Origin of the sequence: uncultured Ruthenibacterium sp. (genome assembly GCF_963558415.1) — a bacterium.
GTDB lineage: Bacteria > Bacillota > Clostridia > Oscillospirales > Ruminococcaceae > Ruthenibacterium.
On sequence record NZ_CAUWGY010000002.1, the window covers coordinates 35,594 to 59,601 of the forward strand.

The 24,008-nt window shown below is 46.8% G+C and carries 21 protein-coding genes; 7 read left to right on the forward strand and 14 right to left on the reverse strand.

The annotated features are described in order from the left end of the window. The first annotated feature begins 13 nt into the window (after positions 1-13). Positions 14-1,549: a nitrite/sulfite reductase gene (locus AB5H98_RS00645; RefSeq protein WP_367923977.1), complete on the forward strand. Its 1,536-nt coding sequence runs from the start codon at positions 14-16 to the stop codon at positions 1,547-1,549. Positions 1,550-1,592: 43 nt separating this feature from the next. On the opposite strand, the gene fucO is transcribed toward AB5H98_RS00645, so the two are convergent. Beyond that, entirely contained in the window at positions 1,593-2,741 is a 1,149-nt protein-coding gene (fucO, locus tag AB5H98_RS00650; protein ID WP_367923978.1) for a lactaldehyde reductase, read from the reverse strand. Positions 2,742-2,892: 151 nt separating this feature from the next. On the opposite strand from fucO, the gene AB5H98_RS00655 reads away from it, so the two are divergent. Next, positions 2,893-3,714 (forward strand): TrmH family RNA methyltransferase, encoded by an 822-nt coding sequence (locus tag AB5H98_RS00655; RefSeq protein WP_367923979.1) that lies wholly within the window; start codon positions 2,893-2,895, stop codon positions 3,712-3,714. Between the two features lie 33 nt (positions 3,715-3,747). On the opposite strand, the gene bilS is transcribed toward AB5H98_RS00655, so the two are convergent. From bilS to bsh, 4 genes are all read right to left on the reverse strand, one after another. Next, positions 3,748-4,242, reverse strand: a complete 495-nt coding sequence (gene bilS / locus AB5H98_RS00660) for a flavodoxin family protein BilS (RefSeq protein WP_367923980.1) — start codon at positions 4,240-4,242, stop codon at positions 3,748-3,750. Next, entirely contained in the window at positions 4,239-5,357 is a 1,119-nt protein-coding gene (gene bilR / locus AB5H98_RS00665; protein ID WP_367923981.1) for a bilirubin reductase, read from the reverse strand. Before bilR ends, bilS begins: the two co-directional genes overlap by 4 nt. After that, positions 5,354-5,767 (reverse strand): bilirubin utilization transcriptional regulator BilQ, encoded by a 414-nt coding sequence (gene bilQ / locus AB5H98_RS00670; RefSeq protein ID WP_367923982.1) that lies wholly within the window; start codon positions 5,765-5,767, stop codon positions 5,354-5,356. The genes bilR and bilQ overlap by 4 nt, the downstream gene beginning before the upstream one ends. Before the next feature lie 142 nt (positions 5,768-5,909). Beyond that, positions 5,910-6,905, reverse strand: a complete 996-nt coding sequence (bsh, locus tag AB5H98_RS00675) for a choloylglycine hydrolase (RefSeq protein ID WP_367923983.1) — start codon at positions 6,903-6,905, stop codon at positions 5,910-5,912. A 138-nt stretch (positions 6,906-7,043) separates the two neighbouring features. On the opposite strand from bsh, the gene AB5H98_RS00680 reads away from it, so the two are divergent. Then, the gene (locus AB5H98_RS00680; protein ID WP_367923984.1) at positions 7,044-7,895 is read left to right on the forward strand and encodes a tocopherol cyclase family protein; all 852 of its coding nucleotides are present in this window, start codon (positions 7,044-7,046) and stop codon (positions 7,893-7,895) included. Between the two features lie 27 nt (positions 7,896-7,922). Here the strand turns inward: AB5H98_RS00680 and AB5H98_RS00685 are convergent, their stop codons facing one another. Together AB5H98_RS00685 and AB5H98_RS00690 are read right to left on the reverse strand one after the other, a co-directional pair. Beyond that, positions 7,923-8,606 carry a Crp/Fnr family transcriptional regulator gene (locus AB5H98_RS00685; protein WP_367923985.1) on the reverse strand — a complete coding sequence of 228 codons (684 nt, stop codon included), beginning with the start codon at positions 8,604-8,606 and terminating at the stop codon, positions 7,923-7,925. A gap of 70 nt (positions 8,607-8,676) precedes the next feature. Beyond that, positions 8,677-9,150: a TspO/MBR family protein gene (locus AB5H98_RS00690; protein ID WP_367923986.1), complete on the reverse strand. Its 474-nt coding sequence runs from the start codon at positions 9,148-9,150 to the stop codon at positions 8,677-8,679. 202 nt (positions 9,151-9,352) lie between these two features. On the opposite strand from AB5H98_RS00690, the gene AB5H98_RS00695 reads away from it, so the two are divergent. Genes AB5H98_RS00695 through AB5H98_RS00710 form a run of 4 tightly spaced genes read left to right on the forward strand, consistent with a single transcriptional unit; the run spans position 9,353 to position 15,985 of the window. Continuing rightward, complete coding sequence (locus AB5H98_RS00695; protein WP_367923987.1) at positions 9,353-9,931, forward strand: TetR/AcrR family transcriptional regulator; 579 nt, start codon at positions 9,353-9,355, stop codon at positions 9,929-9,931. Further along, positions 9,928-12,306 carry a glycoside hydrolase family 2 TIM barrel-domain containing protein gene (locus tag AB5H98_RS00700; protein WP_367923988.1) on the forward strand — a complete coding sequence of 793 codons (2,379 nt, stop codon included), beginning with the start codon at positions 9,928-9,930 and terminating at the stop codon, positions 12,304-12,306. Before AB5H98_RS00695 ends, AB5H98_RS00700 begins: the two co-directional genes overlap by 4 nt. Beyond that, positions 12,303-13,655: a glycoside-pentoside-hexuronide (GPH):cation symporter gene (locus tag AB5H98_RS00705; RefSeq protein WP_367923989.1), complete on the forward strand. Its 1,353-nt coding sequence runs from the start codon at positions 12,303-12,305 to the stop codon at positions 13,653-13,655. Before AB5H98_RS00700 ends, AB5H98_RS00705 begins: the two co-directional genes overlap by 4 nt. Then, positions 13,652-15,985: an alpha-galactosidase gene (locus tag AB5H98_RS00710; protein ID WP_367923990.1), complete on the forward strand. Its 2,334-nt coding sequence runs from the start codon at positions 13,652-13,654 to the stop codon at positions 15,983-15,985. Before AB5H98_RS00705 ends, AB5H98_RS00710 begins: the two co-directional genes overlap by 4 nt. A 57-nt stretch (positions 15,986-16,042) precedes the next feature. Here the strand turns inward: AB5H98_RS00710 and AB5H98_RS00715 are convergent, their stop codons facing one another. The 7 genes from AB5H98_RS00715 to AB5H98_RS00745 are packed head-to-tail and all read right to left on the reverse strand — an operon-like array spanning position 16,043 to position 23,995. After that, positions 16,043-16,963, reverse strand: coding sequence for a sugar phosphate isomerase/epimerase family protein (locus AB5H98_RS00715; RefSeq protein WP_367923991.1), 921 nt, complete (start codon positions 16,961-16,963; stop codon positions 16,043-16,045). A 27-nt stretch (positions 16,964-16,990) separates the two neighbouring features. Continuing rightward, a complete protein-coding gene (locus tag AB5H98_RS00720) occupies positions 16,991-17,827 on the reverse strand; it encodes a carbohydrate ABC transporter permease (RefSeq protein WP_367923992.1) in 837 nt (278 codons plus the stop codon). Positions 17,828-17,839: 12 nt separating this feature from the next. Further along, complete coding sequence (locus AB5H98_RS00725) at positions 17,840-18,763, reverse strand: carbohydrate ABC transporter permease (RefSeq protein WP_367923993.1); 924 nt, start codon at positions 18,761-18,763, stop codon at positions 17,840-17,842. Between the two features lie 58 nt (positions 18,764-18,821). Then, entirely contained in the window at positions 18,822-20,132 is a 1,311-nt protein-coding gene (locus AB5H98_RS00730) for an ABC transporter substrate-binding protein (protein WP_367923994.1), read from the reverse strand. Positions 20,133-20,146: 14 nt separating this feature from the next. Beyond that, the gene (locus AB5H98_RS00735; protein WP_367923995.1) at positions 20,147-22,180 is read right to left on the reverse strand and encodes an alpha/beta hydrolase family protein; all 2,034 of its coding nucleotides are present in this window, start codon (positions 22,178-22,180) and stop codon (positions 20,147-20,149) included. A 29-nt stretch (positions 22,181-22,209) separates the two neighbouring features. Beyond that, positions 22,210-22,953 (reverse strand): 6-phosphogluconolactonase, encoded by a 744-nt coding sequence (locus AB5H98_RS00740; RefSeq protein ID WP_367923996.1) that lies wholly within the window; start codon positions 22,951-22,953, stop codon positions 22,210-22,212. Between the two features lie 19 nt (positions 22,954-22,972). After that, the gene (locus tag AB5H98_RS00745; RefSeq protein WP_367923997.1) at positions 22,973-23,995 is read right to left on the reverse strand and encodes a LacI family DNA-binding transcriptional regulator; all 1,023 of its coding nucleotides are present in this window, start codon (positions 23,993-23,995) and stop codon (positions 22,973-22,975) included. Positions 23,996-24,008: the final 13 nt, after the last annotated feature.

Here is a 24,008-nt window from a genome sequence, read left to right on the forward strand (position 1 = left end):
TAAGGAGTATAGCATGGAAGAATCATTGGAACTACGCATGCAAGAAACCATCCACGATTTTGCGGACAAACCCGTTGCATTCAGCTCCGGCGAATTGGACCGAAAGATGTACAAAGGAATGTCCGGCAATATGGGCAGCTACGCGCAGAGAGATCCAAAGCGTCATATGCTTCGTCTGCGTACTGTTGGCGGCCAAATTGACCAAACAAAATTGCAATTTGTCGCCGACGCGGTAGAGCGCTTTCAAATAGGACGTTTAAAAATTACCACCTGTCAAACACTTCAGCTTCATGATCTCCCCCCTGAGTCCTTGGCCCCTCTAATGGAGCAAGCACTAACATATGGCATCGTTACGTTAGGAGGCGGCGGAGACAACCCCCGCAGCGTGATGGCAAGTCCTCTGTCCGGTGTGGAACCAAAGGAAGCTTTCGATGTCCTCCCATACGCACAAGCCGTATCGGACGATTTGGTGGCCCATCTGTTGGATCTGCATCTGCCACGAAAGTTAAAAATTGGTTTTTCCAACGGACCGCGAAACGAGACCCATGCCACCTTTCGAGATTTGGGATTTGTAGCGCAACCGGACGGTACGTTTCGTGTGTATTGTGCCGGCGGACTTGGTCCCAATCCCAAGCTTGGAATTTGCGTAGTCGAAAAGCTCCCCGCTTCGGACATTTTATATTGTGTGGATGCAATGCTTGACGTATTTACTACCTTTGGAAATTATGAAAACCGCGCCCGGGCTCGCACCCGATACCTTCAGGAGACGCTTGGCCCTGAACGGCTGCAAGCCGAATTTCAAAAAGCACTGAAAAAGGCTCGTTCTTTCTCACGCACCTTTATCCCCAGCACTTTCCCCATTGCGAAAGAACCGGATGGTCAGATACGCGCACAACGCGTTCTTCCTCAAAAGCAAAAAGGATTGTATACCGTTTGCTATCATCCCACCGGCGGTTATCTGCCTGTGACACTTCCACGCCGTCTTCACAAAGCCCTCAGCCAAATGGAGCAAACACAAGTTCGTTTGGGTCCAGATGGCACACTGTACGTCATCAACCTGACCGGGCGGGAAGTTCCAGAAATTCTGCAACTCACGCAAGGCGGTGCGAATACTTGCTTTGAGTCCAGCGTCAGTTGTGTAGGTGCATCCGTTTGTCAGCAGGGCATACGCGATTCGCAGGGATTGCTGGCCGCCATGTTGGAGGCCGTACGTCCGTACCACTTTCAGGATGGTGTCCTGCCTCAAGTGCGCATTTCCGGATGCCCGTCCAGTTGCGGCTGTCATTCAATTGCCGGCCTTGGTTTTGCAGGCAGTGTAAAACTGGTCGATAAAGTAGCGCATCCTGCCTTTTCCGTCTTTGCCGGCGGCAATGAGTTGCAGTTGCAGGAGTGTCTGGGCGAAAAACTGGGAGTAATGCTGGAGAGAGATATTCCCGCGTTTATGATTCGCCTCGGACAGCTCATTCAGGCAGAAAACACCACTTTTGAGCGATGGTTTCCTTCTCACAGAAAGCAACTGATTGATTTGGCCTCCGAATTCTTTGTATAAGTCAATCAAAAAGGCCCTGCCATCCGGCAGGGCCTTTAAAGATTTACAATAGTTTTCGATACAACGCAGCAATTTCTTCCACGGATGTATCACGAGGATTTCCCGGACGGCATGCGTCCGCATAAGCGGATTCTGCCAAGAAGGTCACATCCTCCTCTTTTACAATTTGCTTCAGATCCGCAGGGATTCCCACGTCTGCGCTCAACTTTTGGACCGCTTCGCACGCAGCTTTGCGATATTCGTCCTGCGTCATAGCGTCTACACCTTCCACACCCATGGCACGGGCGATCTCGCGGTATTTCTCACCTGTGCAAGGTGCGTTATACTCCATCACCGTAGGCAATAAGATGGCATTTGCCACACCGTGCGGAGTATCGTATACAGCGCCCAAAGAGTGCGCCATGGAATGTACAATTCCGAGTCCCACATTGGAGAAACCTTGTCCTGCAATGTACTGCGCCAAAGCCATGCCTTCACGGCCTTCAGCCTCTCCGGCCACAGAGGAGCGCAGATATTTAGAAATCAGACGGATGGCCTCCAAATGGAACATATCGGTCATCTCCCAAGCGCCCTTGGTGATGTATCCCTCAATTGCATGGGTCAAAGCATCCATACCGGTAGCAGCCGTCAATCCTTTGGGCATCGTAGCCATCATGTCCGGATCGATTACAGCCACTTCCGGAATGTCATGCGTGTCAACACAGACAAATTTGCGTTTCTTCTCCACATCGGTGATTACATAATTGATGGTCACTTCCGCAGCGGTTCCGGCCGTTGTGGGTACGGCAATGGTAAACACCGCATGCTTTTTGGTAGGCGCCACACCTTCCAAACTACGCACATCCGCAAATTCGGGATTTTCTGCGATAATTCCCACCGCTTTGGCCGTATCCATAGAGGAACCACCGCCAATAGCAATGATGCAATCTGCACCACTGGCCTTGAATGCAGCTACACCGTGCTGTACATTTTCGATGGTGGGATTGGCCTTTATGTCACTGTAAATTTCATATGCAAAATTCGCCGCGTCCAAAAGACGGGTGACCTTGTCCGTCACTCCAAATTTCAAAAGATCCGGATCTGAGCAGACAAAAGCCTTCTGATAACCACGGCCCGTCAATTCTGGAACAATATTTTCCAGTGCCCCTTTCCCGTGATAGGAAATGGTATTTAATACGATACGATTTGCCATGTGAAAACAACTCCTTTCAAATCCTGGGCTTGTGATTTTATCATACCGTTTCGGTGAAAGAAAATCCAGAGCATTCACGATTTTTTTACATTTGTTTTCAAAGGTGCAGATATGGTACAATAAAATGACCAATTTTTCAAAGGAGACCCCTATGCCGAACTGGATTGAAATCGATGATTTATCCCGGCCAGAACTTGATATGTTCACTCGCCTGACAGAGCCGCAGTTGCGCAACCGAAAAGAACCAGAGATGGGAATTTTTATTGCGGAGAGCCCGAAAGTGATTGAACTTGCACTAAATGCAGGCTGTGAACCCCTGGCCTTTTTAATGGAAAGGAAAAAGGCAGAGGGTACGGCCCGAGAGCTTTTGTGCCGTTGTCCCAACGTCCCGGTCTATACGGCAGAGCGCGAACAATTGGCTACCCTGACCGGTTTTGCCCTGACCCGCGGCGTATTATGCGCAATGCGCCGTCCGCCCCTTCGCTCAATGGCAGAAATCTGTCGCGGCGCCCGGCGCATTGCCGTATTGGAAGGTATTGTAGATGCCACCAACTTAGGTGCAATTTTTCGTTCGGCCGCTGCCTTAAACATGGATGGCGTACTCCTTACCACTACGTGTTGCGACCCGCTTCGCCGGCGAGCTGCAAGGGTCAGTATGGGAACGGTCTTTCAAATTCCCTGGGCACGCATCACTCTGCCTTGGCCGGAACAAGGTCTAACAATTCTGCGTGACAACGGATTCAAGACGGCTGCTCTTGCCCTTAGCGAGCGCTCCATAAGCATCCGCGACCCACGTCTGGCCAGTGCGGAAAAACTCGCATTGGTGCTGGGAACAGAAGGCGACGGTCTGTGTCAGGAAACCATCGCCAAGTGCGATTATACCGTGCGCATTCCCATGGCCAACGGAGTAGACTCACTAAATGTAGCGGCTGCAGCCGCTTTGGCCTTTTGGCAAACACAACCGCAGAATTAAAAACAGCGCTGCCCAGTCGGGCAGCGCTGTTTTTTACTTTTTCACGGCTTGCTCCAAGGCCGCCAAATCTTCTTGGTCCGGATGGCTGAGCGCACGGTCAAAATTCTCAATCATCATGGGAAGATTCGGTGCGTGTTCCGGGCTCTCCATCATTTTCTCGTATCTGGCACGCACAGACATAGGCATTTTGCCCTGGCACATGAAAGTTCCAACCAGCTTTGCCTCATTCGGCAAATAATCCCTCACCCGATTCAGAATACTTTCAAAATACGACGGGGTTCCGCCAAATCCTGCCGTTCCAAACAGGAACACCTGTTGATTGGAAACGCTTTTTAAAAACTCAGCAATCTGCGAGTCGCAATTTCCTTTGTCTGTCCAAAATCCCACATAGATTCGATCTGCTTCCAGCGCACGAGCGCTCGGTTCACCGAAGTAAATACAGTCTTGTGACCCAAGGACCGACTGGATCTTTTCGGCCAAACATTTTGTATTTCCGGTTTTGCTGCTGTAAACAATTGCATACTTCATTGTTCTATCTCCTTTTCATAAATACAGTGGACCCCTTTGTGTGCCATCATTCCGCCTAGACATGCCCGGTTGCACCGGACACAGCGCCGAATCTCATTGACTTTTCCGCTCATCGCTTTGTTCGGCCATTGAGGATCTGCAATCAGTGCCCGACTCATGGCCGCACAATCCATTCGGCCAACCTTTATCTGCTGTTCCACAAAATCCGGGTCTGTCAATCCGCCTACACCACATACAGGAAGAGTTGTCAGAGCACGCACCTGATCACAAAACGGCAGAAAACATCCTTCCTGGCCAAAATACGGATGCTTTGCCGATGGTATGGTGTCCTCCAGTTCCCCGTGATTCGCCAAAGTCACATGAAAACTGGTCACACCGGCCTGTTCCAACAGCGGTATAAACACCGGAAGTTCGCTTTCCAGCACTCCCGCATTTCCATAGTGAGGATTTTCTCGGCGCACGGCCAACTTATAATCAATGGGAATATCGGGCAGTTGTTCGCGTACGGAACGCACTGCCTCGCATGCAAATCTTGCCCGATTTTCTGCACTTTGGCCATACATATCCGTGCGATGATTGTAAATGCTGGAGCTAAAACTTCCGCACATCCGGTCTCCATGCACTTGAATCATATCAAACCCCGCCTGCTTGGCCAACACCGCCGCCCTGCCGAATGCGCGGATAATTTTTGTGATTTGGGCTGTGGACATTCCTGTAATATAAGGTCCGACTTCTTTGTTCAACAGAGGACGAAGTTCTGCTTTTGAAATCTTTTTTGTAAGAACGCCGGGAACGTATTTGAACATCGCGCGCAAATTGGAGTCCGACTGATGAAGTTGGGCGCACAAAAGACAGTTTTCACTGTGTACTGCCTGTGCCAATCTCTTGTAAAAGTCCATTCCCTTTTTGCTGTAAAGCGATGGTCCAAAGCCGTGCGGCAACACCGAAACATCCCCAATTACGATCATCGCGCAGCCACCTGCCGCGATTTGCCGCATACGCTCGATCATCTCGTCCGGCGCCACTCCCATGGATGTGGGAGCAAAGATGATTCGATTTTTCAATTTCAGTCCGCCATAAAGAACCGGACTTCCAATGGTTTGATAACTGCTCATTTCTTTTCTTCCAAGCCTCTTTTAATCTTTCCTAACAGCATCTTCATTTGTGTCTGCTCTTCCAAAGTTAAAACGCTCAGCGCCTGCTGGTCCCAGTCAAAAAACACCTGATGGCTCACATCAAATGCCTGTTTTCCTTTTTCGCACAAATCCAAATGATACGCTCGCCCCTCTTTCCGGCGGCTGATAAATCCACCGTCCACGAGCTTTTGAATGCTTCTTTGACCATATCCCCAATCCATTCGCAGGGCGTGTACAAGCTCAGATGGAGTGCACCCCGGATGCTTCCCCACATAAATCAATGGAAATAGTAAACCAAAGTTGAGCTCAACCGCCTGTAGCGCACGAGCGGTGTAACCTGAGAACTTACGATAAAAAACCGTGGTATAAAAAGCCAATGTTCCAAACATGTTTTCACTCCTTTTGTTCAGCGTCAGTATACTCCGTTTACTTGACTAAGTCAAGTAAACAAAAAAAGATTTTCTTTTTGTTCACAAATAGCAAAAAGGCGGCAGATACACCATCTGCCGCCTTTTATTTGTATTCAAAGATTTATTGACCTACTTGTCCACCCTTGTTGACAAAATGAATCTGAGGACCGCGTGTCAGAGGATAGGCGATCAGTGCGCTTGTATCCAAATTTTCTTCAAACATTGAAACCGCGCTGATCTGGCTGTTGTCATAGGTTTTGTAATAATAAATTCCACTGCCTGCATCAATACAGCAGGAATAAGTGGTCTCATCGTATTTGCCTTCGGGTGTAATGACCGTTCCGCGGACCATAGAGACCCCTTCCAAAATGTGAAAGAACTGATTTACCTTTTCTTCCGGCTCACCCGTCATCACCGCATTTTCTTTCAAAAATGCAGCCCGCACAAAACGTGACATCGGAGATGTATCTCCGGGCAGGCCCAAGGCTCCCATGCCCTGGCCATAAATCTGCAAATCCAGTGCCTGAGAAAAACGGTTTTCCGGTGGGCGGGCGGACAGCGACTGATAATTATTCAAATTCATCAGTTGGAAAGGGAACGGCGGATTGTTGGTCATAACTCCCACCGGATCCTCGTAAATACGAAGGCCGTCTTCCCGCGGTTCCGCCACCAAGGAACCCGTTGCATCCGCAATGTGCCAGTGCAGAGGTGCCAGAGGATATCCCTCGGCAAAAGGCTTTGAGATCAAGCGAATATTTTCCAAAAGGCGGCGCGCCTGTACCAACGTAGCACAGGTGCCCAAAACCAGAGGAATCAACTCATAGGGTGCCACATTTTCACGATCATCATCTACATCAGGAAAATACCACGCATTGGACGGAAAATTGAGTCCTGCCATATAAAGGCCTTTTTCATTGGCAGCCTCTGCGTATAGAGGAACATTTTTGGCGACACTCGCCATACCGATCATGGCAAAATGGCGTATCATGTCCGGACGATAGTGGAACGAAAAGGGGTACTCCCGAGGCGTAACGACCACCTGTTCTCCAAAGGAATATTCAAGATCCAGATTTCGACCAAACAGCGCTGGCTCAAAAAAAGAAATACTCGTACACATAAAAAGTCCTCCCTGGTGAACGTTTCTGCTTACAGTATAACCCATTTGCCATTGAAAATCACTCTTTATTCCTCCGAAACGCATAAAAAGTCATGCGTTCTGTAAAACTAATTCCAAAAGAAAAGGCGGGATCATTTTATGAGAGATTCTTTCTGCGGGTGGTATTTTAAATGTCAGTCCAACAATCAAACATTGGCTTTTATCCCTGCGCTCCATGCGTCGGGTGGAACTGTCCACTGCTCACTCCAGGTGATTTGCCCGGATGGAAGCTGGACCATTCCTTTCCCACACAATGCTTTTCAAAAAGAAAAAGGACGATTTGCATGGAAAATCGGTGACTGCCGCTTTGGAAGAGAGGGCATCACTCTCCATTTGAACAGCGAGGGCTGTCATGCGACTGGCGAAGTGCGCTTTGGACCTTTTGAGCCGGTGTCCTATGATGTAATGGGACCACTTGGAAAACTCCCCCTTTTGGAATGCCGACACACCGTTGTGAGTATGCGTCATCGGGTGGATGGACAAATCATTATCAATGGAAAAGTGTACCGTTTTGAAAACGCTTTGGGATACATTGAAGGAGATCGTGGCTCCTCCTTTCCCAAAGAATACGCGTGGACACATTGTTTTTTCGAAGATGGAAGTCTGATGTTGAGCGTTGCAGATGTGCCGCTGGGCCCAGTCCACTTTACGGGCACCATTGCCATCGTCCACTGGCATGGGCAGGAATATCGATTGGCCAGTTATCTTGGAGCAAGAGTTCTAAAAAAGCAGAATGGCGAACTTCTGATTCGTCAAGGCACCGCGCTCCTTTGTGCCAAAATGATGGACAAGCATGCACTCCCGTTGGCTGCCCCCATCAAGGGGCAGATGGAACGCACGATCCGAGAAAATGTCTCCTGCCGTTCTTATTATCATTTTCAAAAGAACAGAAAAACACTTTTTTGTTTTCTTTCTCCCGACGCATCGTTTGAATTTGAATATCCCATTTAAAAAACGAGGGCCTTTGAGGCCCTCGTTTCAAATTTTCTCATGTGAAAAATCGCTTTCGTCCAAAAGGCAAAATTGATTTCGGCTGGTTTTGAGCAGCCCATCTCGCTGCATCTTGGCCAGTTCGTGCGACAATGCACTCCGGTCCACACCCAAATATGCAGCCAATTGCTGACGATCAAACGGAATGGAAAAAGTATTCGAGCCATTCCTCATGGCCTGATAAGAAAGGTAGGACAAAATCCGCCCGCGAATGGTTTTTGCGCATGTATGAAAAATTTTACGGGACAAGCTCAGATTTTTCTGAGCACACAGCGTTACCAAATTGCGAATCAATTGACCGTGGTCATCACAGTTCTGCGGGCACTGCTGAAGAATGCGTTCCACATCCAAAAAAAGCACCTGTGCCAGCTCTCGTGCCACTACATCTACCATGAGGGGTTCGCCGGCCACACAAGCATAGGCTTCTGCAAAAATGCCACCCGGTCCCAACCGATCCAACACGGTTTCGTTGCCCCAAAAATCCTGATTCTCCACTAGAACACTTCCGGACAGCACGATTCCCAACGACCGGACCACCTCGCCTGCCCGATAAATGCTCTGCCCTTTTTCAAACTGCTTGCGCCGTGCCCCTAAACATTTCAGCACCGCATCCATATGCTCCGGTGCAACGCCCTGAAACAAGGCCGTTGTTTTTAAAATCTCTTTGCACATCCCGGTTCTTCCTTCCGCCTTGATCGCTGGATGCGTTCACTGTATTACACCGTGCTGAAAAAGTCAAGTCTTAGTTCAGCCGCCATACGCCCCAATTGAGATAGCCCGCAAAGGCAACCCAAAGCAAATAAGGAATTTGCAGCCATGCGGCCACGGCATCTACCTTCCGAAATACCAAAATCATCCCGACAATCCAGCCCCAGAGAGCAATCAGCCACAATAACGAAATGCCAAACCACTGAAAATTGAAAAACAAAATACTCCAAAAAAAGTTAAATGCCAGTTGAATCAAAAACAGACGCAATCCAAGTGTTCGATTCGGACCGGCCGGCGCCAGATAAACCCGTGCTGCACTTACGCCCATCAAAAGAAATAAAATCCCCCAAACAATCGGAAATACAATGGCGGGTGGCGACAACGGGGGCTGTACAATCGTTTCACTGTATATTTTTGCTCCTTCTCGAGTCAGCCAGCCGGACAAACCTCCCACTGCTTCTACACCCAATATCCATATTGCATAACTCTTCCAATTGACACCATTCATGTGAATCCCTCCTCAAAATAGCATATGCATTCGATACTCCAATATACACTTTCCTCTATCTGATGCACTTTTCACAAAAAGTTCTGCGCACCTCTATGCGAGGCGCCGAAACTTATTTTGCTTCTTGAGTTTCCATCGCAAATAAAGTATATTGAAATTGGAAACCAAAAATAAAAAATGAGTTTCCGGAAAGAGGTGCTCAATGGACGCACTGCGTGACAAATGCATCCAGGCAACCTTCCAACTGTGCAGTCAGGAAGGATTGGATTTCACAATGAGTGCGCTTGCCGCTCGGTTGGGCGTGAGCAAAAAGACGCTTTACGTATTGTTTGACAGCAAAGAATCTCTTCTGTTGGAAATGGTAGAAGTGATGTTTGCACAGGTAAAACAAAGTGAGGCGCAAGTGTTGGCGGACTCCTCTTTGAGTTTAACCGAACAGATTCGGCGCTTGGTGATTGTACTTCCAGAATCTTTTAAAACTCTGAATTGGAGTCGGCTTCAGGGAGTGGAAGAAAAATATCCAACGGTTTATCGAAGTATTTGTCAACATTTGGAATCCGGTTGGGCTCCCACACTGGAACTTTTGGAAAGAGGAATTCAAACTGGGGAACTTCGTCCGTTCTCCATAGGAATTTTTCGAAGTGTGGTTGAAGGAAGCATGGAATACTTTCTTTCTTCGGATGCGCTTGCACGAGAGGGCATCGACTATGTAAATGCACTGGAACAAATGATGGACCTTCTCATGGAAGGAATCGTACAAAAGCAGGAGGAACACACATGAAACGCTATTCTTGGAACAACGACTGGTACTTTACTCCTTCCTTCCGTCCTCAGCTCACCGAATTGAAAAAGCCCGAAGCGGACCTTGTCCCGGTTCGTTTGCCTCATACTGTAAAAGAACTGCCCTTCAACAACTTTTCAGAGCAAGACTATCAAATGGTCAGTGGATACGTCCGTTTTTTTAACGCCCCAAAACAGCATGCGTCGCAACGTGTGATTGTGCGCTTTGAAGGAGCCGCACATTTTGCCCGGATCTATTGCAATGGAGCGCCTGTGGGCGAACACGGCTGTGGCTACACCGCTTTTTCGGTAGATTTGACCGACCATCTGCGCTGGGACGGTCTCAACAATCTGACCGTGGAACTGGATAGCCGTGAGTCATTGGATGTTCCCCCCTTTGGAAATGTGATTGATTATCTCACATACGGCGGTTTATACCGAGAAGTTTGGTTAGAAGTAGGAGACAAAACTCGAATAGAAGATGTTTATGTGCAAGCGGATATCACCGGTGAAATCCGCTGTTTTCCCCACTGTCTGGAGGCGCAGGGATGCGAACTTCACTTGATTGTGACCGATGCCAGCGGAACCGAGATGGCTTGTTGGCAGGGAGATGCTCAAACAGCTCCTGCAAAGCTCCAAGTGAGAAATCCAGCCCTTTGGGATTGCGAAACTCCCGTTTTATATACCTTGACGGTTCGGCTGCTTCGAAAAGATCAGGAACTGGATATGCGGCAGGTCCGATTTGGATTTCGGCGCGTTGAGTTTCGTCCCGAAGGTTTTTTCCTGAATCAAAAAAAGGTCAAGCTTCGCGGGCTGAATCGACATCAGAGCTGGCCTTATCTGGGTTATGCGGTGCCTTCGCGTGCTCAACGCCTGGATGCCGATATTTTAAAATTCGAACTTGGCTGCAATGCGGTACGAACCAGTCACTATCCCCAAAGTCATGCATTTTTAGATCGCTGCGATGAAATAGGCCTTTTGGTATTCACCGAAATTCCAGGCTGGCAGTATATTGGCACTGAACATTGGAAGGCACAGGCTCTTCGCAATGTAGAGGAAATGGTGATACAATACCGCAACCATCCTTCTATTTTTCTTTGGGGAGTACGCATCAATGAAAGTTTGGACGATGATGCATTTTATTCTCAAACCAATCAAATCGCCCGCCGGTTGGATCCTACTCGTCCCACCGGTGGAGTACGAAACTTTCAACACAGCCATTTGCTGGAAGATGTGTATACGTACAACGATTTTTCTCATCATGGGTCCAATCCTGGCTGTGAACCGAAACACGCCGTAACAAAGGAGCAAAGCAAAGGATACCTGATCAGTGAGCACAATGGACACATGTTTCCCACAAAGGCCTTTGACAGTGAGGAACATCGCCTTTCCCAAGCCCTGCGTCATGCCCGTGTACTCAGCGATGCCGGCACTCACCAAGACATAGCTGGAAGTTTTGGCTGGTGTATGTTCGATTACAACACGCATCGTGATTTTGGAAGCGGTGACCGAATCTGTTATCACGGTGTTCTTGATATGTTCCGAAACCCAAAACTTGCCGCTTACACTTACGCCAGCCAACAGGAACTTCACCCTGTGTTAGAAATCAGCAGTTCTATGGATATTGGAGAGCATCCGGGCGGAGCCTTGGGTACCTTTGCCGTGTTTACAAATGCCGACCGAATCGAACTTTATCGCAATGAACAACGGATCGGAAGCTATGAGCCGGATCCTGGTTATCCGGGTCTAGCCCATCCTCCGATCTTGATTCGCGATACCATCGGCACACTTTTGGAACAAGAGGAAGGATTTTCTCCTCGCACTGCGGCACTGGTCAAAGACGTACTGTTTGACGTAGCCCGCTATGGCACCACTTTGCCTTTCTCCACGAAATGCAAAGCTGCATGGCTGATGCTTTTCAAAGGATTTCGGTATGAGGATGGACTGCGATTGTTTTCGCGCTATCTCACAAGCTGGGGCGGACAAGTGGTGCGCTGGCGTTTTGATGCAATAAAAGACGATGCCGTAATTTGCAGCACCGTGCGCTGTCCTGGTGAAAGTCTTGCTTTGCAAGTTTTGGCAGATACTCAGGAGCTGTGCGAAGGAGATTGTTGGGATATGGCCACCATTCGCATTCGCGCCGTAGATGAACATGGTGCAATACAACCTTACTGCTGCCGGGCCGTGACTTTGCAGACCCAAGGGGCCATTGCCCTTGTAGGACCTAGCAGTGTTCCTCTTGCCGGGGGAATGAGCGGTTGCTATGTGCGGACCGTTGGGTTGTCCGGAGAGGGGAAACTCACCATTCATATGGAGGGCGCTCCGGATGTGGAGCTTATGTTTAGCGTGAGCAAACAACAGGAGGAACAACTATGAGTACAAATGTAAAACAAAAACTGGGATTTGGTCTTGGAGCTGTCGGAAAGGATATGGTCTATGCACTTGTATCCGGCTTCATTTTGTACTATTACAACGACGTGTTGGGAATCAGTGGGACCTTTACCGGCATCATGATGATGGCGGCTCGTGTATTTGATGCATTCAATGACCCCTTAATGGGCGTCGTCGTTGAAAAAACCAACACCCGAATGGGAAAATTTCGTCCCTGGATTCTGACCGGCACACTGATCAATGCCTTAATTCTCTATGGAATGTTTGCCATGCCAGCGTCACTGAGCGGTACCCCGATGCTCATTTATGCTACCTGTGCGTATGTTCTTTGGGGCGTAAGCTATACGTTGATGGATATTCCTTTTTGGAGCATGATTCCGGCCATTACCAAAGCCGGCCGTGATCGTGAAAATCTATCTGTCATTGGCCGTACCTGTGCCGCGGTCGGATATGCGGTACCGACTGTACTCACTATGTTGCTTGTCGTACGCCTGGGTGGCAATGAGCGAGAAGGTTTTTCGATTTTTGCCGCCTATATCGCTGTCTTTTTCGTTGTAGCAGAACTTTTATGCGTCTTTTTAATTCAAGAAAAAAAGGCTGAACATTCCAAGTCCCCTTCTGTGCGGGATATGTTTTCTGCGCTTATTCACAACGATCAAGCCATGGTGGTCGTAGTTGGCATCATCGTGTTCAATGCTTCGCTTTATCTCACCACCCAACTTGCCGTATACTTTTTCAAATATGACATTGGAAACAGCGATCTGTTCAGTTTGTTTGGCACCGTAGGTGGCGTGGGCCAGATTCTGAGTATGGCCAGTTTACCCATACTGCGCCGCCGTTGGGGAAGCAAACAAATTTTAACCGGTGCACTTAGCATTACCATTTTGGGATATCTTCTTTTATTTGCACTGAGTATGGCTGGAATTCATTCTGTGCCTGCTCTGGCTGCCAGCGCCTTTATTATCTACATCGGATTCGGACTTGCCACTGTTTTGACTACAGTCTTTTTGGCGGACACTGTCGACTACGGTGAATTGAAAACCGGCCGGCGCAGCGAGAGCGTGATTTTCAGCATGCAGACCTTTGTGGTAAAGCTGGCCAGCGCTATCAGTGTTTTGATTGCGGGTGTGGGGATTGATATGATTGGGTTGAACGAAGAACTGCCCGTCCAATCCGCTCAAACACTTATGGGACTGCGACTTTTGATGGTTGCACTGCCAGTGGCGGGACTCGTTTTTTCCATTGTTTATTTCATCCGGAAATATCGTCTTACCGAGGAAGAAAATGCACGAATTGCGCAGGCGCTTCGTGAGCGGAAAGGGAACGAAATATGATTTACAAGCAAGGGGAAATCTGGTGTGTAGAGACCCGGAATACCGGATACTACATTGCACCTCGCGGCCCATTGGCCGAACAACTTCACTATGGCCGAAAAATCAGGCCCGAACTGCAACCGCTTCAACAGAAAATTTCTGTCTGCTTCGGGACCGATGTAATCTATGACAAAGCGGTCGACCCGTCTCTTTCTCTTCTTCATCTTGGCTTGGAACTTTCTCCCACAGAAAAAGGCGATTTTCGCCAAGGGGCACTGGCTCTTCGTTCCGAAAACGGTGACCCAGTATTCGATTTTCGATATCTGGAAGGAGAAATTCTTTCGCAACCGCCCATTTGTACCGACCTTCCTCAGGCGCACGGTGCAAAAGAATGTCTCGTTCTCCGTTTTTCCAGCCCTCAGGGAATGCGCGCGGAACTATACTATACTCCCTATGAAGAGTGCGACACCATTGTCCGACACATGCGCCTTATCAATGAAACACATTCCTGCGTAACGCTCCACCGAGCAATGAGTTTTCAACTGGACCTTCCCCGCCAAGACCTGACGTTGACCACACTCACGGGTGCCTGGGCCAGAGAATTCTGTCCTCAGACAACCGCTCTTCGCAGGGGAATCACCTGCTTTGGAAGTACTTGCGGTACTTCTTCGCACTTTTGCAATCCCTTCTTTCTGCTGAGCGATCCTCAAGCCTGCGAAAAAGATGGCGAAGTTTATGGATTCAATCTGATTTATTCAGGCAGCCATCGAGGGAGTGTAGAATTGGATTCCTACGGTATGACCCGTGTGATGAGTGGAATTCAACCCGATGGATTTGCATGGACTTTGGAACACGGTGAATTTTTCGACACGCCCCAGGCTGTACTCAGTTTTTCGGACCAAGGCCGAAATGGAATGCGTCAGAATATGCATCGGTTTGTACGCGCACACATTGTGCCTGACCAATGGCGCGAGCGTGAGCGTCCCATTTTGGTCAACAACTGGGAGGCGACCTATTTTGACTTTAACCAAAAGAAATTGGTGTCGCTTGCCAAAAAGGCCTCCGAACTGGGAGTAGAACTGTTCGTCCTGGATGACGGATGGTTCGGCCGTCGAACCGACGACACTCGCGGATTGGGAGATTTTGACGTCAATCTCCAGAAACTCCCCAACGGGCTGTCAGGCTTGGCAGAATACCTTGGAAAACGAAATTTAAATTTTGGGCTGTGGGTAGAACCGGAAATGGTGTGCATGGATAGCGCCCTTTACGAACAACATCCCGACTGGATCGTGGCTTCTCCTTCCTGCTCACCCAGTTTCAGCCGAAACCAATTGGTTCTGGATTTATGCCGAAGAGAGGTACAGGACTATCTGATTGAACAATTAAGTCAGATTCTCTCATCCGCACCGATTCGTTATGTCAAATGGGATATGAATCGTCATCATTCCGACCGATATAGCGCCTCACTCCTTGAACAAGGGCGTTTTTCCCATGCTTGGATTTTGGGGTTATACCGAGTTTTAAAGTCTGTAACCCAATCGCATTCCGATGTGCTGTTTGAAGGATGCGCAAGCGGCGGAAACCGCTTTGACCTGGGAATTCTATGCTACATGCCGCAGATTTGGCTCAGCGATGATACCGATGCATGGGAACGCTGCAAAATGCAGACATGGGCCTCATTGGGGTATCCTCAAAGTGTAATGGGCTGTCATGTGACGGCGGTTCCCAATCATCAAACGCTGCGTTCTTCACCTTTGGAGAGTCGTTTCGATGTGGCTGCCTTTGGATTGCTCGGCTACGAAATGGATTTGACACAAGTGACTCCAGTACAGGAAAAGGCAATCCGTGAGCAAATCGCCTTTTATAAGGAACACCGCACACTCTTTCAGCAAGGGCAGCTTTTGTGTCTCATGGCGCCGACGCCGGAGAAGGGCGGAGCGTGGATAGTCGTTTCCGAGGACAAACAACAAGCTGCCGTTTTGGAAATGAACGGACTATTGACTCCTAACAGCGCACAGCCACCCCTACGCCTCCAGGGCTTGGATCCCGATATCTGCTATCAAGTATGCGTGCGGGCTCAGGGATTGGAGTTGTCCTCTTTCCGTTCACTTTTAAACCATGTTCTTCCCGTTCGCGTCAAGGGCGACGGTCTTTTGGTCCATCTGGCCGATGGATTGTATCAAATGCCCTGTGAACAAATTTGTTATACGGCACAAGGAGACCTTCTGATGCATGCTGGCATTCGCCGGCCTCAGATGTTTTCCGGTACAGGTTACAACGAAGGCGTACGCCCCATGCCCGATTTCTCCGCACGCATTTGGCTTTTGACTGCTCTAAATTCAGAAGAATAATAAAACGACCCCCTGTGCAATAAAAACACAGAGGGTCGTTTTCATTTTCAAATGGTCTTACCATTCCAGCGGTATATTTTGTTCCTCGCAACACTTTTTAATGTACTCTTTGGACTCAAGCAGGTCCGAAATGAGCTGCTGATCGTTTTGCGCACCAATATCCAACCCAAGATACCCTTGATAATTCATTTGCTTGAGCAAACGGAAAAACTCTTTCCAATCGACATCACCATGCCCCAAAGGAAGATGCTGTGTATTCACAGGACTGTTATCCGCGATATGAATATTGGCAAATTTTCCTTCTAGCTTCATTAGCGCCAATGATACATCTTCTCTTTGTGCGGAAAAATGAGCTACGTCAAAATTTGCTTTAAAATTGGAACGATTTACATGTTCAATCAATCTTAACATCGAATCAACCGAACACACTACTTCTCCAACACGTGGCTCCATCAAAATGGTCTTTCCGAAACTTGCAACGTAATCTGCACACTTCTGACAAGAGCAAACCAGATTTTCCCAAACTTTTGGCCATGAGAAGCCATCCGGGATTGTCAGTTGTGATTCAGGTCCAAACACATATTCTCCCCCATCCAATGCATATGGAACCCGTCCATTGTAGTGTACGGGCGGGGCATAACTTGCCAAATGAAATGTCTCAGAACCCAGAAGAAGGCCAGTTTCCACCATTTGCTGAAAATTAGAAAACGCTCCATTTTGTTGTTGAGGATCCATACTAGTCAGTCCCGGATCCACGATACAAAAGTTATGAATATGAATTCCAGACTCTTCTAATGCGGATTGATACTCTTTTACATGGGTACGAACATGCTCTGCATGTTCACGCCCCAATCCTTCCATCTCCATATAGTGAAATCCCAATTTTCCCAACAATTTAAATGCTTCAAAATCATCATCCGCCTTTGGGGGATAGCCATATTTCAAAATATTCACTAAATACGTAGTCCCGATTCTCATTGTTTTCCTCCACTCTTTGTTATACACTCATCCTTTTACTGCCCCTACTGTAACACCCGCTACAATGTACTTATGAAATAGTGTATAAATAATAGCCGCTGGAATGATCATCAACATGATTCCGGCAAACAGCGCTCCATAGTCAATGGTAAATGTCATGGAGTTCTGTAAGGCATACATGCCCAAAGCCATCGTTCGATTTTCCTTGGATGAAGTAAATACCATGGCCAACAGATATTCATTCCACATCCACACGAAATTAAAGGATGCAACCGCAAACAGTCCCGGCTTTGCCAACGGAAACATAATACGCCAGAAGGTCCCTTGTTCGGAACAGCCGTCCACAATTGCGGCCTCACGCACTTCGTTTGGCAAAGATGTAAAATAACCTATCATAACATAAATTGTAAACGGTATGCACAGCGCTACATAAACCAATACCAAAGCGATTTTGGTATCTGTCATTCCCATACGTGAGACCATATTGTACAGTGGAATGATCAATAGAAGATCCGGTATTCCCATGCCAAAAATCACGCTCAGCATCAAAATTCGTTTTCCGCGAAAATGATAACGTGCCAAAACGTACGCCGCCATCGAACAAATGGCCGTTAAAATTACCAACGTGCCGCCTACAATAAAAATCGAATTAAAAAAATAACGATACATCTGGGCATTGACCAAAGCATTTCGGTAGTTCTGCCAATACAACTGTTCGGGGAATGAAAGAATGTCTGCATAGATTTCAGCGCTTGTCTTCAGTGAATTCAGCAATGCTAATCCAAGGATGAAAAAGTTCAACAACGCCCAACCGCCTAAGAGTATCCATGCAATGTATTTTCCGGTTTTTGAATACCCGTGCATTGAACCCCCTCCTTAATATTCATAGGTTTCGCGCGTAGTTAGCCGTCTAAAAATTGTAACACTCAGTGTAACCAAAACGACCAATGCAACGGCCAAGGTTGAGGCATATCCCAATCGAAACGTAACAACCTGTGGTGTTCCAAAAGCATTATAGTAAATATAGGTGCCCATAACATGCGTCTGCATAGATGGACCGCCCTTCGTCATGCCCCAAACTATTTCAAACAGTTTGAGCGAGTTTGTGATCCACAATGTAACAGAAATCATTAAAATTTCCCAAATCAGCGGCAAAGTAATTTTAAAGAAGATATATAACCTTCCTGCGCCTTCTACTACCGCAGCTTCAAATAGAGAAGTGGGAATTTTGGTAATTGCAGAGTACAAAAGAATCAAATAAAATCCCATATAAAACCAAGTGCCTGCGATAGTAATTGCCGACATTCCGGTTATCCTAGTTCCAAACCAGGCAATGGAATACTGTTCCAAACCCAATGTTTTTAAAACAGCATTCAATACACCAAATGTTCCATCAAAAATGAAAACCCACAAAATCGTCAGTGCTGCAAAAGAAATTAGATTTGGAAAATAAAATACATTTAAAAAGAATTTCTGCCGCTTAATGTAGTTTGTAATCAGATAGCTGAACAGCATCGCCACAAAAAAGACAAGTATGCCGCCTACGCACATAAAAAATATGGAATTTCCAAATGATATCCAAAACACTTCATCTTTCCACATTTTCAGATAGTTATCAATTCCGATAAACTTGGCGGATGTTCCAAAGCCTGTCCAGTCCGTTAGGCTGATGCGTATTGCATCAATAGCCGGATAAATAAAAAACACACCGTATAATAAGAACGCCGGGAGTAAAAAAGAAAGGAGGAAGTGTATTCGATCTCGCTTTCTTGTACTATACTTGGCTCGGACCTGTTTCATAATTCTCCCCCCAATGAGCGGCGGTCATACCGCAGATATGACCGCCGCTATACTTCTCTCAATAATAATTCTGCGTATCCGTATCCATTTTTTCTATGAATTCTTCTGCAGTCATATTGCCAAGCATGAGCTCATTTACATTTTTGCAATAAATATTGCTGTAATAATCTCCATACTGCATCAGATTTCCATAAATCTCACAAGTGCTTTCCGCCTGTGCCAAAATTTCTCCTTGCATTTCCAAACCGGCTGCGGGTTTTCCGTCTTTCAGCGGAGAAGGAATGATCAACTCACTTTTTGCATCGTCATATTTTTTCTGGAAAGAAAAGTTGATAAAATCAATCGCCTGTTCTACATTGCCATCCTTTAGTACGGCCCAATAGTTTCCCCATACCTCTTCAATTTTAGGAGAGGCCTCTTTTTCATAAGAGGGGAAGGAAAAGATATTCATTTCAAATCCTTCTGGAGTGGATTCTGACAATTCGGCCGGCAACCAGGTTCCGCAATGATACATAGCCGCTCCACCAGACACCCAATAAATCTGACTACTTGGCCAGTTTGCGCCCTCATAATTTTCTTGGAAATACGCATTGTCCACCAAATATTGCATCTGTTGTGCTGCCTGCAAAAATTCTGGCTTATCCGCCCATTTTACTTCTCCACGGCAGGCCGCCTCTAACGTGTCAATACCCACAAGTCTTTCGCAGGAACGAGTAAACCACCAGGCAACATACTCTTCAAAAACGCCGTCATAAGCAATGGGTGCAATTCCTAACTCCTTAAAAGTTTCACATACATCCAAAAATTCATCCCAAGTCTGCGGTACTTCGACGTTATTTTCCTCAAACATCTTCACATTGTAAAACACTGCCGCCGTATACATTTCGCGTGGAATGCAATACAGCTTTCCATCCTCTCCGCGTCCCGCATTCAAAGCAGTTGTGTCAAATTGATCGTAAAAACTTCCTTCGCCTTCCCAAGCAGGTGCTTGTTTCATCAAATCATCCAACTCACAAAACAGTCCATCCGTCTGCTGCAAATTCAAAAGCGTCGTATTCATTTGATCGACAATGTCCGGTAAATCTTCGCTCGATCCAGACGCAATTGCGCTCTGCAACTTTGCCAGCACTTCACGGCCGCACCATACAACATTTACTTTTACACCGGTTTCCTTCTCATAATCGTCTATAAATGTTTGCATCCACTGCTGGACGGGCTCTCCCTCATTCATAAAAGACCAATATGTAATCTCCTTTGCTTGTTCGCCCGTACCACTGCCTGCCGCGCTGTCACCACATCCTGTAAACACCAAAAGAACCACCAGACAACTCAAAACCAACAGCATACCTTTTTTAACGTACCTTTTCATAATTCTCCTCCTTTTTATAAAACCATTTCCTCTGCCCACTTTTTCAAATCCGAAAAATCAAACTTCATCAAACTATCTGGAAAAAGTCTGCTGAAAATATCAAAGGAATTGTAGAGTCTTGCCTGCACAATCTTTTGCCAATCCTGGGGATAATTTACAAATTCACATTTTTTCTTTTTTTGCTGTTCTAGAGCGACCGCAGCCGCCAAATATGCTCCACAAAATCCCTCTCCATGCAATACCATGTATTGATCGCTAAGTTTCAAATCTTGCCGCACCATTTCCATCATTCGATTCAATTGATATACACGCATTGCAAACAAACTATCATCAAGCCAAAACAAATCGTTATTCAAGGTATAATTCGTACCCTCAAAGCCAGTGGAACTCATACATAAAATGCGATTGGGTGCCATGGGGCCGTATCCCAATATATCCGGCACCAAGACCGCCTGTCCCTTTCGACAGGTTTCCATAATCAAGTCATAATGGCTTTGAAGATTCGTCGTTCCGCCTTCCCAAACTGCTATTGTCGTTTCCACTTCGTTGCTGGCATCAAATTCACCCGAATGAAAATATAAAGCACTTGCGCAAAGATCTTTTTCTATATGGAACACCAGACACTCTGCTACTACATCTTCTATCTGAATTCGACCAAATCTGCAAAGATGAATAGGGCAATTTTTGCGATTTTGAAAGACCTTATTCCGCAGCCACTGGATACTTTCTTGTTTGTCCTTCTCACAAAAGATGCCTCTGGTTTTGGCGTGCTCACACTGTTCCTCAAATATGAACCGCGCTTGGGGGAAATCCGTTCGAACTTGTCCGGTTTGCGTGCAATTTAATGCATCTTCATCCAATCGGGTATCTTCTGAAAGAATTCGTTGATAACCTTTTCCTAAAAGATGCTTTGTAAAAAAGGTCGCTGCCGCATGCGCTAAGGCCGGTGTATATGCATGTTCCGCATTATCCACAAACCACTCCAGATTTTGCGGTTGCCCATAAAGCTCATAAAATCGCTGTGCTGATTGTACGCACTCTTTGGTTCCTTCCAGTGGAAAATAGTCGCTTTTTACACTAAGCACCAGGACCGGGCGAGGAGCCATTGCGATAAGAAAGTCATCGTGGTCCCATCCATGGGCAATCATTCCTTTCCAAACCTGCTCGGCATCCTGTGGAATTCCACCTTTCAACATGTACTCCATGGACGTAACAAAGGTTCCTGGAGCGGCTGCGGCAATGCGATCATCCAGCAGCATCAGAAGGCCAGTCAGGGTTCCTCCGCCGGAATTACCCGTAACACCAATGCGTTTTTTGTCCACCAAAGGATGTTGCTCTAAAAAATCCAGGGCTCGCATAGCGTCATGAACAAAATAACGCGCCGCCGAATCACCATGCATAAGACATTGTGCCCCGGCAAAGTCATGTTCCGGACATCCCCACTCGATATCCTCGTTACCGGTCTTTGGATTGATGTAACTACATCTTTCTCCCTGCCCTAAGGAATCCATTGCCAATACAATCATTCCGGCTTTTACAAGCAATTGGCAAACCCTCTGATATTCCGGATAGGCTTTTCCGCTTCTGGCATGGCCACATACGAACAACACAGCACCTGTGGGATGCGTCAACCCATCCGGTATATACAAATTAGAAGTTACGTAAACGTGTGGGCGAGACTGAAAAATCACCTTTTCGATGCAATAGCCTTCCCGTTGGATTCGTCCGGTTACTGTAAACGGTACGATTTCTCCAGTTTTGGGAATTCCTCCCAGGTTGTCACACAAAAAACTTTTCATGTCTTTGCGATATTGTTCTACTTGCTCTAAATTTCGCTCTTGATACAGTCTTGTTTTTCGTGCGCTTCCCCGTTCAAGTGCCTCTAAAAACATTCGCTCAATAACTGCCGAAAGTTGACAGTGTAAATCAATAAATGTTTCACAAGGGGATGCTTTTTCTAGTTGTCCCAGGCTTTGAGGCCGATTGATATGATCCATATTTCTTAAAGGATAAATGGACCATTCCGTTCCAAAACTCAATTCAGCCACTTCCTTTCCGCCTATCCAAAATTGTGGTTTTATTTGAATTCCAAGACATCTTTCGGGGCCGAATCTTCATCCAAGAACAGCATGAAATCATGGTGCGTTTTCAAAAGTGTAGCTGGAATCATAGCATCTGTTTCATGAGCATTCAGCATCGCAGCGATGGCTTTCGCCTTTCTTGCTCCGGGAACCGGAGAAACAATGGACTGACAAAGCATAATCTGGTACGGTGTCATTGAAACAGCATATTGTGGCACATCCTGTACTTGCTTAAACCAACCCTCACCTACTTGCTGCTTTCTACATGTATCATTCAACTGTACAATGTGATACGCTTCTTTGCTTTCTAAATTTGCCGGTGGATCATTAAATGCGATATGTGCATTTTCACCAATACCAATGACTCCCACATCAATTGGTTTTTCACGAACGCGCTGTGTCAAATTTTGAATATTATCTTCTACATTTCCGGTTGTATTTACGTACACCATTTCCCGCACCGGAACTTTACTTGCAAATCGCTCATATAAGTACTTTCGGAACGATGCCGGGTGGTCGGCATCAATTCCAAGATATTCATCCAAATGGAATGCCGTCACCTTATTCCACTTCAAATCTTCGTTGCACAACGCTTCCAGTGTTTCAAATTGAGAAGCTCCCGTAGAAAGCAGCAGTCGTGCTTCTCCTCGCAGTTTGATTGCACTTTTCAGCTTATCTGCAATTTTACCTGCGGCCACTTTCCCCATTTCTTGTGCATTCTTCGCAACATACATCTGCATTTTTTTCGCCTCCTGATTTTTACCGTTTTGCTACGGTTTTTCGTTCCATGATTTTAGGTTCCAAATAAATACTGTACGCTGTGCTTGGAGTTTCGAGTTCTTTCAGCATGGCCTCCGCTGCAAGCCTTCCCACCTGCTCCGACGGGACCTGTATCGTAGTCAATGGAGGAGTCGCCATACGTGAGAACGTCGAATCGTCAAAGCCGAGTACCGAAATTTGATTGGGAACCGTAATTCCGCGCATTGCCAGACCTGCTAAAACTCCCATAGCTACCGCATCATTATTAACCGCAATCGCCGTATATCCTTTATTGGCATTGATCATTTTCTTTACAAGCTCAATTCCTGCTGCAAATTCATCCTGCTGGTTGCTGATATAAATATCTTGCTGCGAAAAATCTGTGAGAGTACCTGTAAACGCTTCCCAAAAACCATCTTTGCGCATACACCGAGGAGGTCTATCTAAAGCTTGCGTTCCATAGGCAATTTTTGTATGACCGTTATCCAAAAGATAGTAACCTGCCATCCTGCCACCACTGCGGTGATCAAAAAAAACTCCCTGCATAGGTTTCTGTGTTTTGGGAGAATAGTCTGTAACAATACACGGGATACCATTTTCGCGAAGAGTCAGAAACCCTGTTGCAACTCCATCTGTGATGCTGTCGGCAGCAATGATCACTCCCGCAATCATTTTGCTTCGAAGTCCTTCCACAAGTTGAGAATCTTGTTCTCTTCGGTTGCCTGTAAGATATACCAACATATGAAATTGATGGGCAGATAAAATTTCTTCCGCCCCCATAATGATGCCCGTATAAAACGGGTTTGTAATCGATGGGACAACAATTGCTATTTCTCTGCTCTCATGCGTTTTGAGACTGCGCGCCAACAAATTTGGGAAATATCCCAACTCACGCGCAGCATTGTTAATGGAAATGCGTGTTTTCTTACTGACCGGATAATCACTTCCGCTCAAAACTCGTGAAACTGTCGTGAGAGAAAACCCAGAGAATTGCGCCACATCTTTTAGTGTTGGATTTCTCATAATCTCTCTTTTT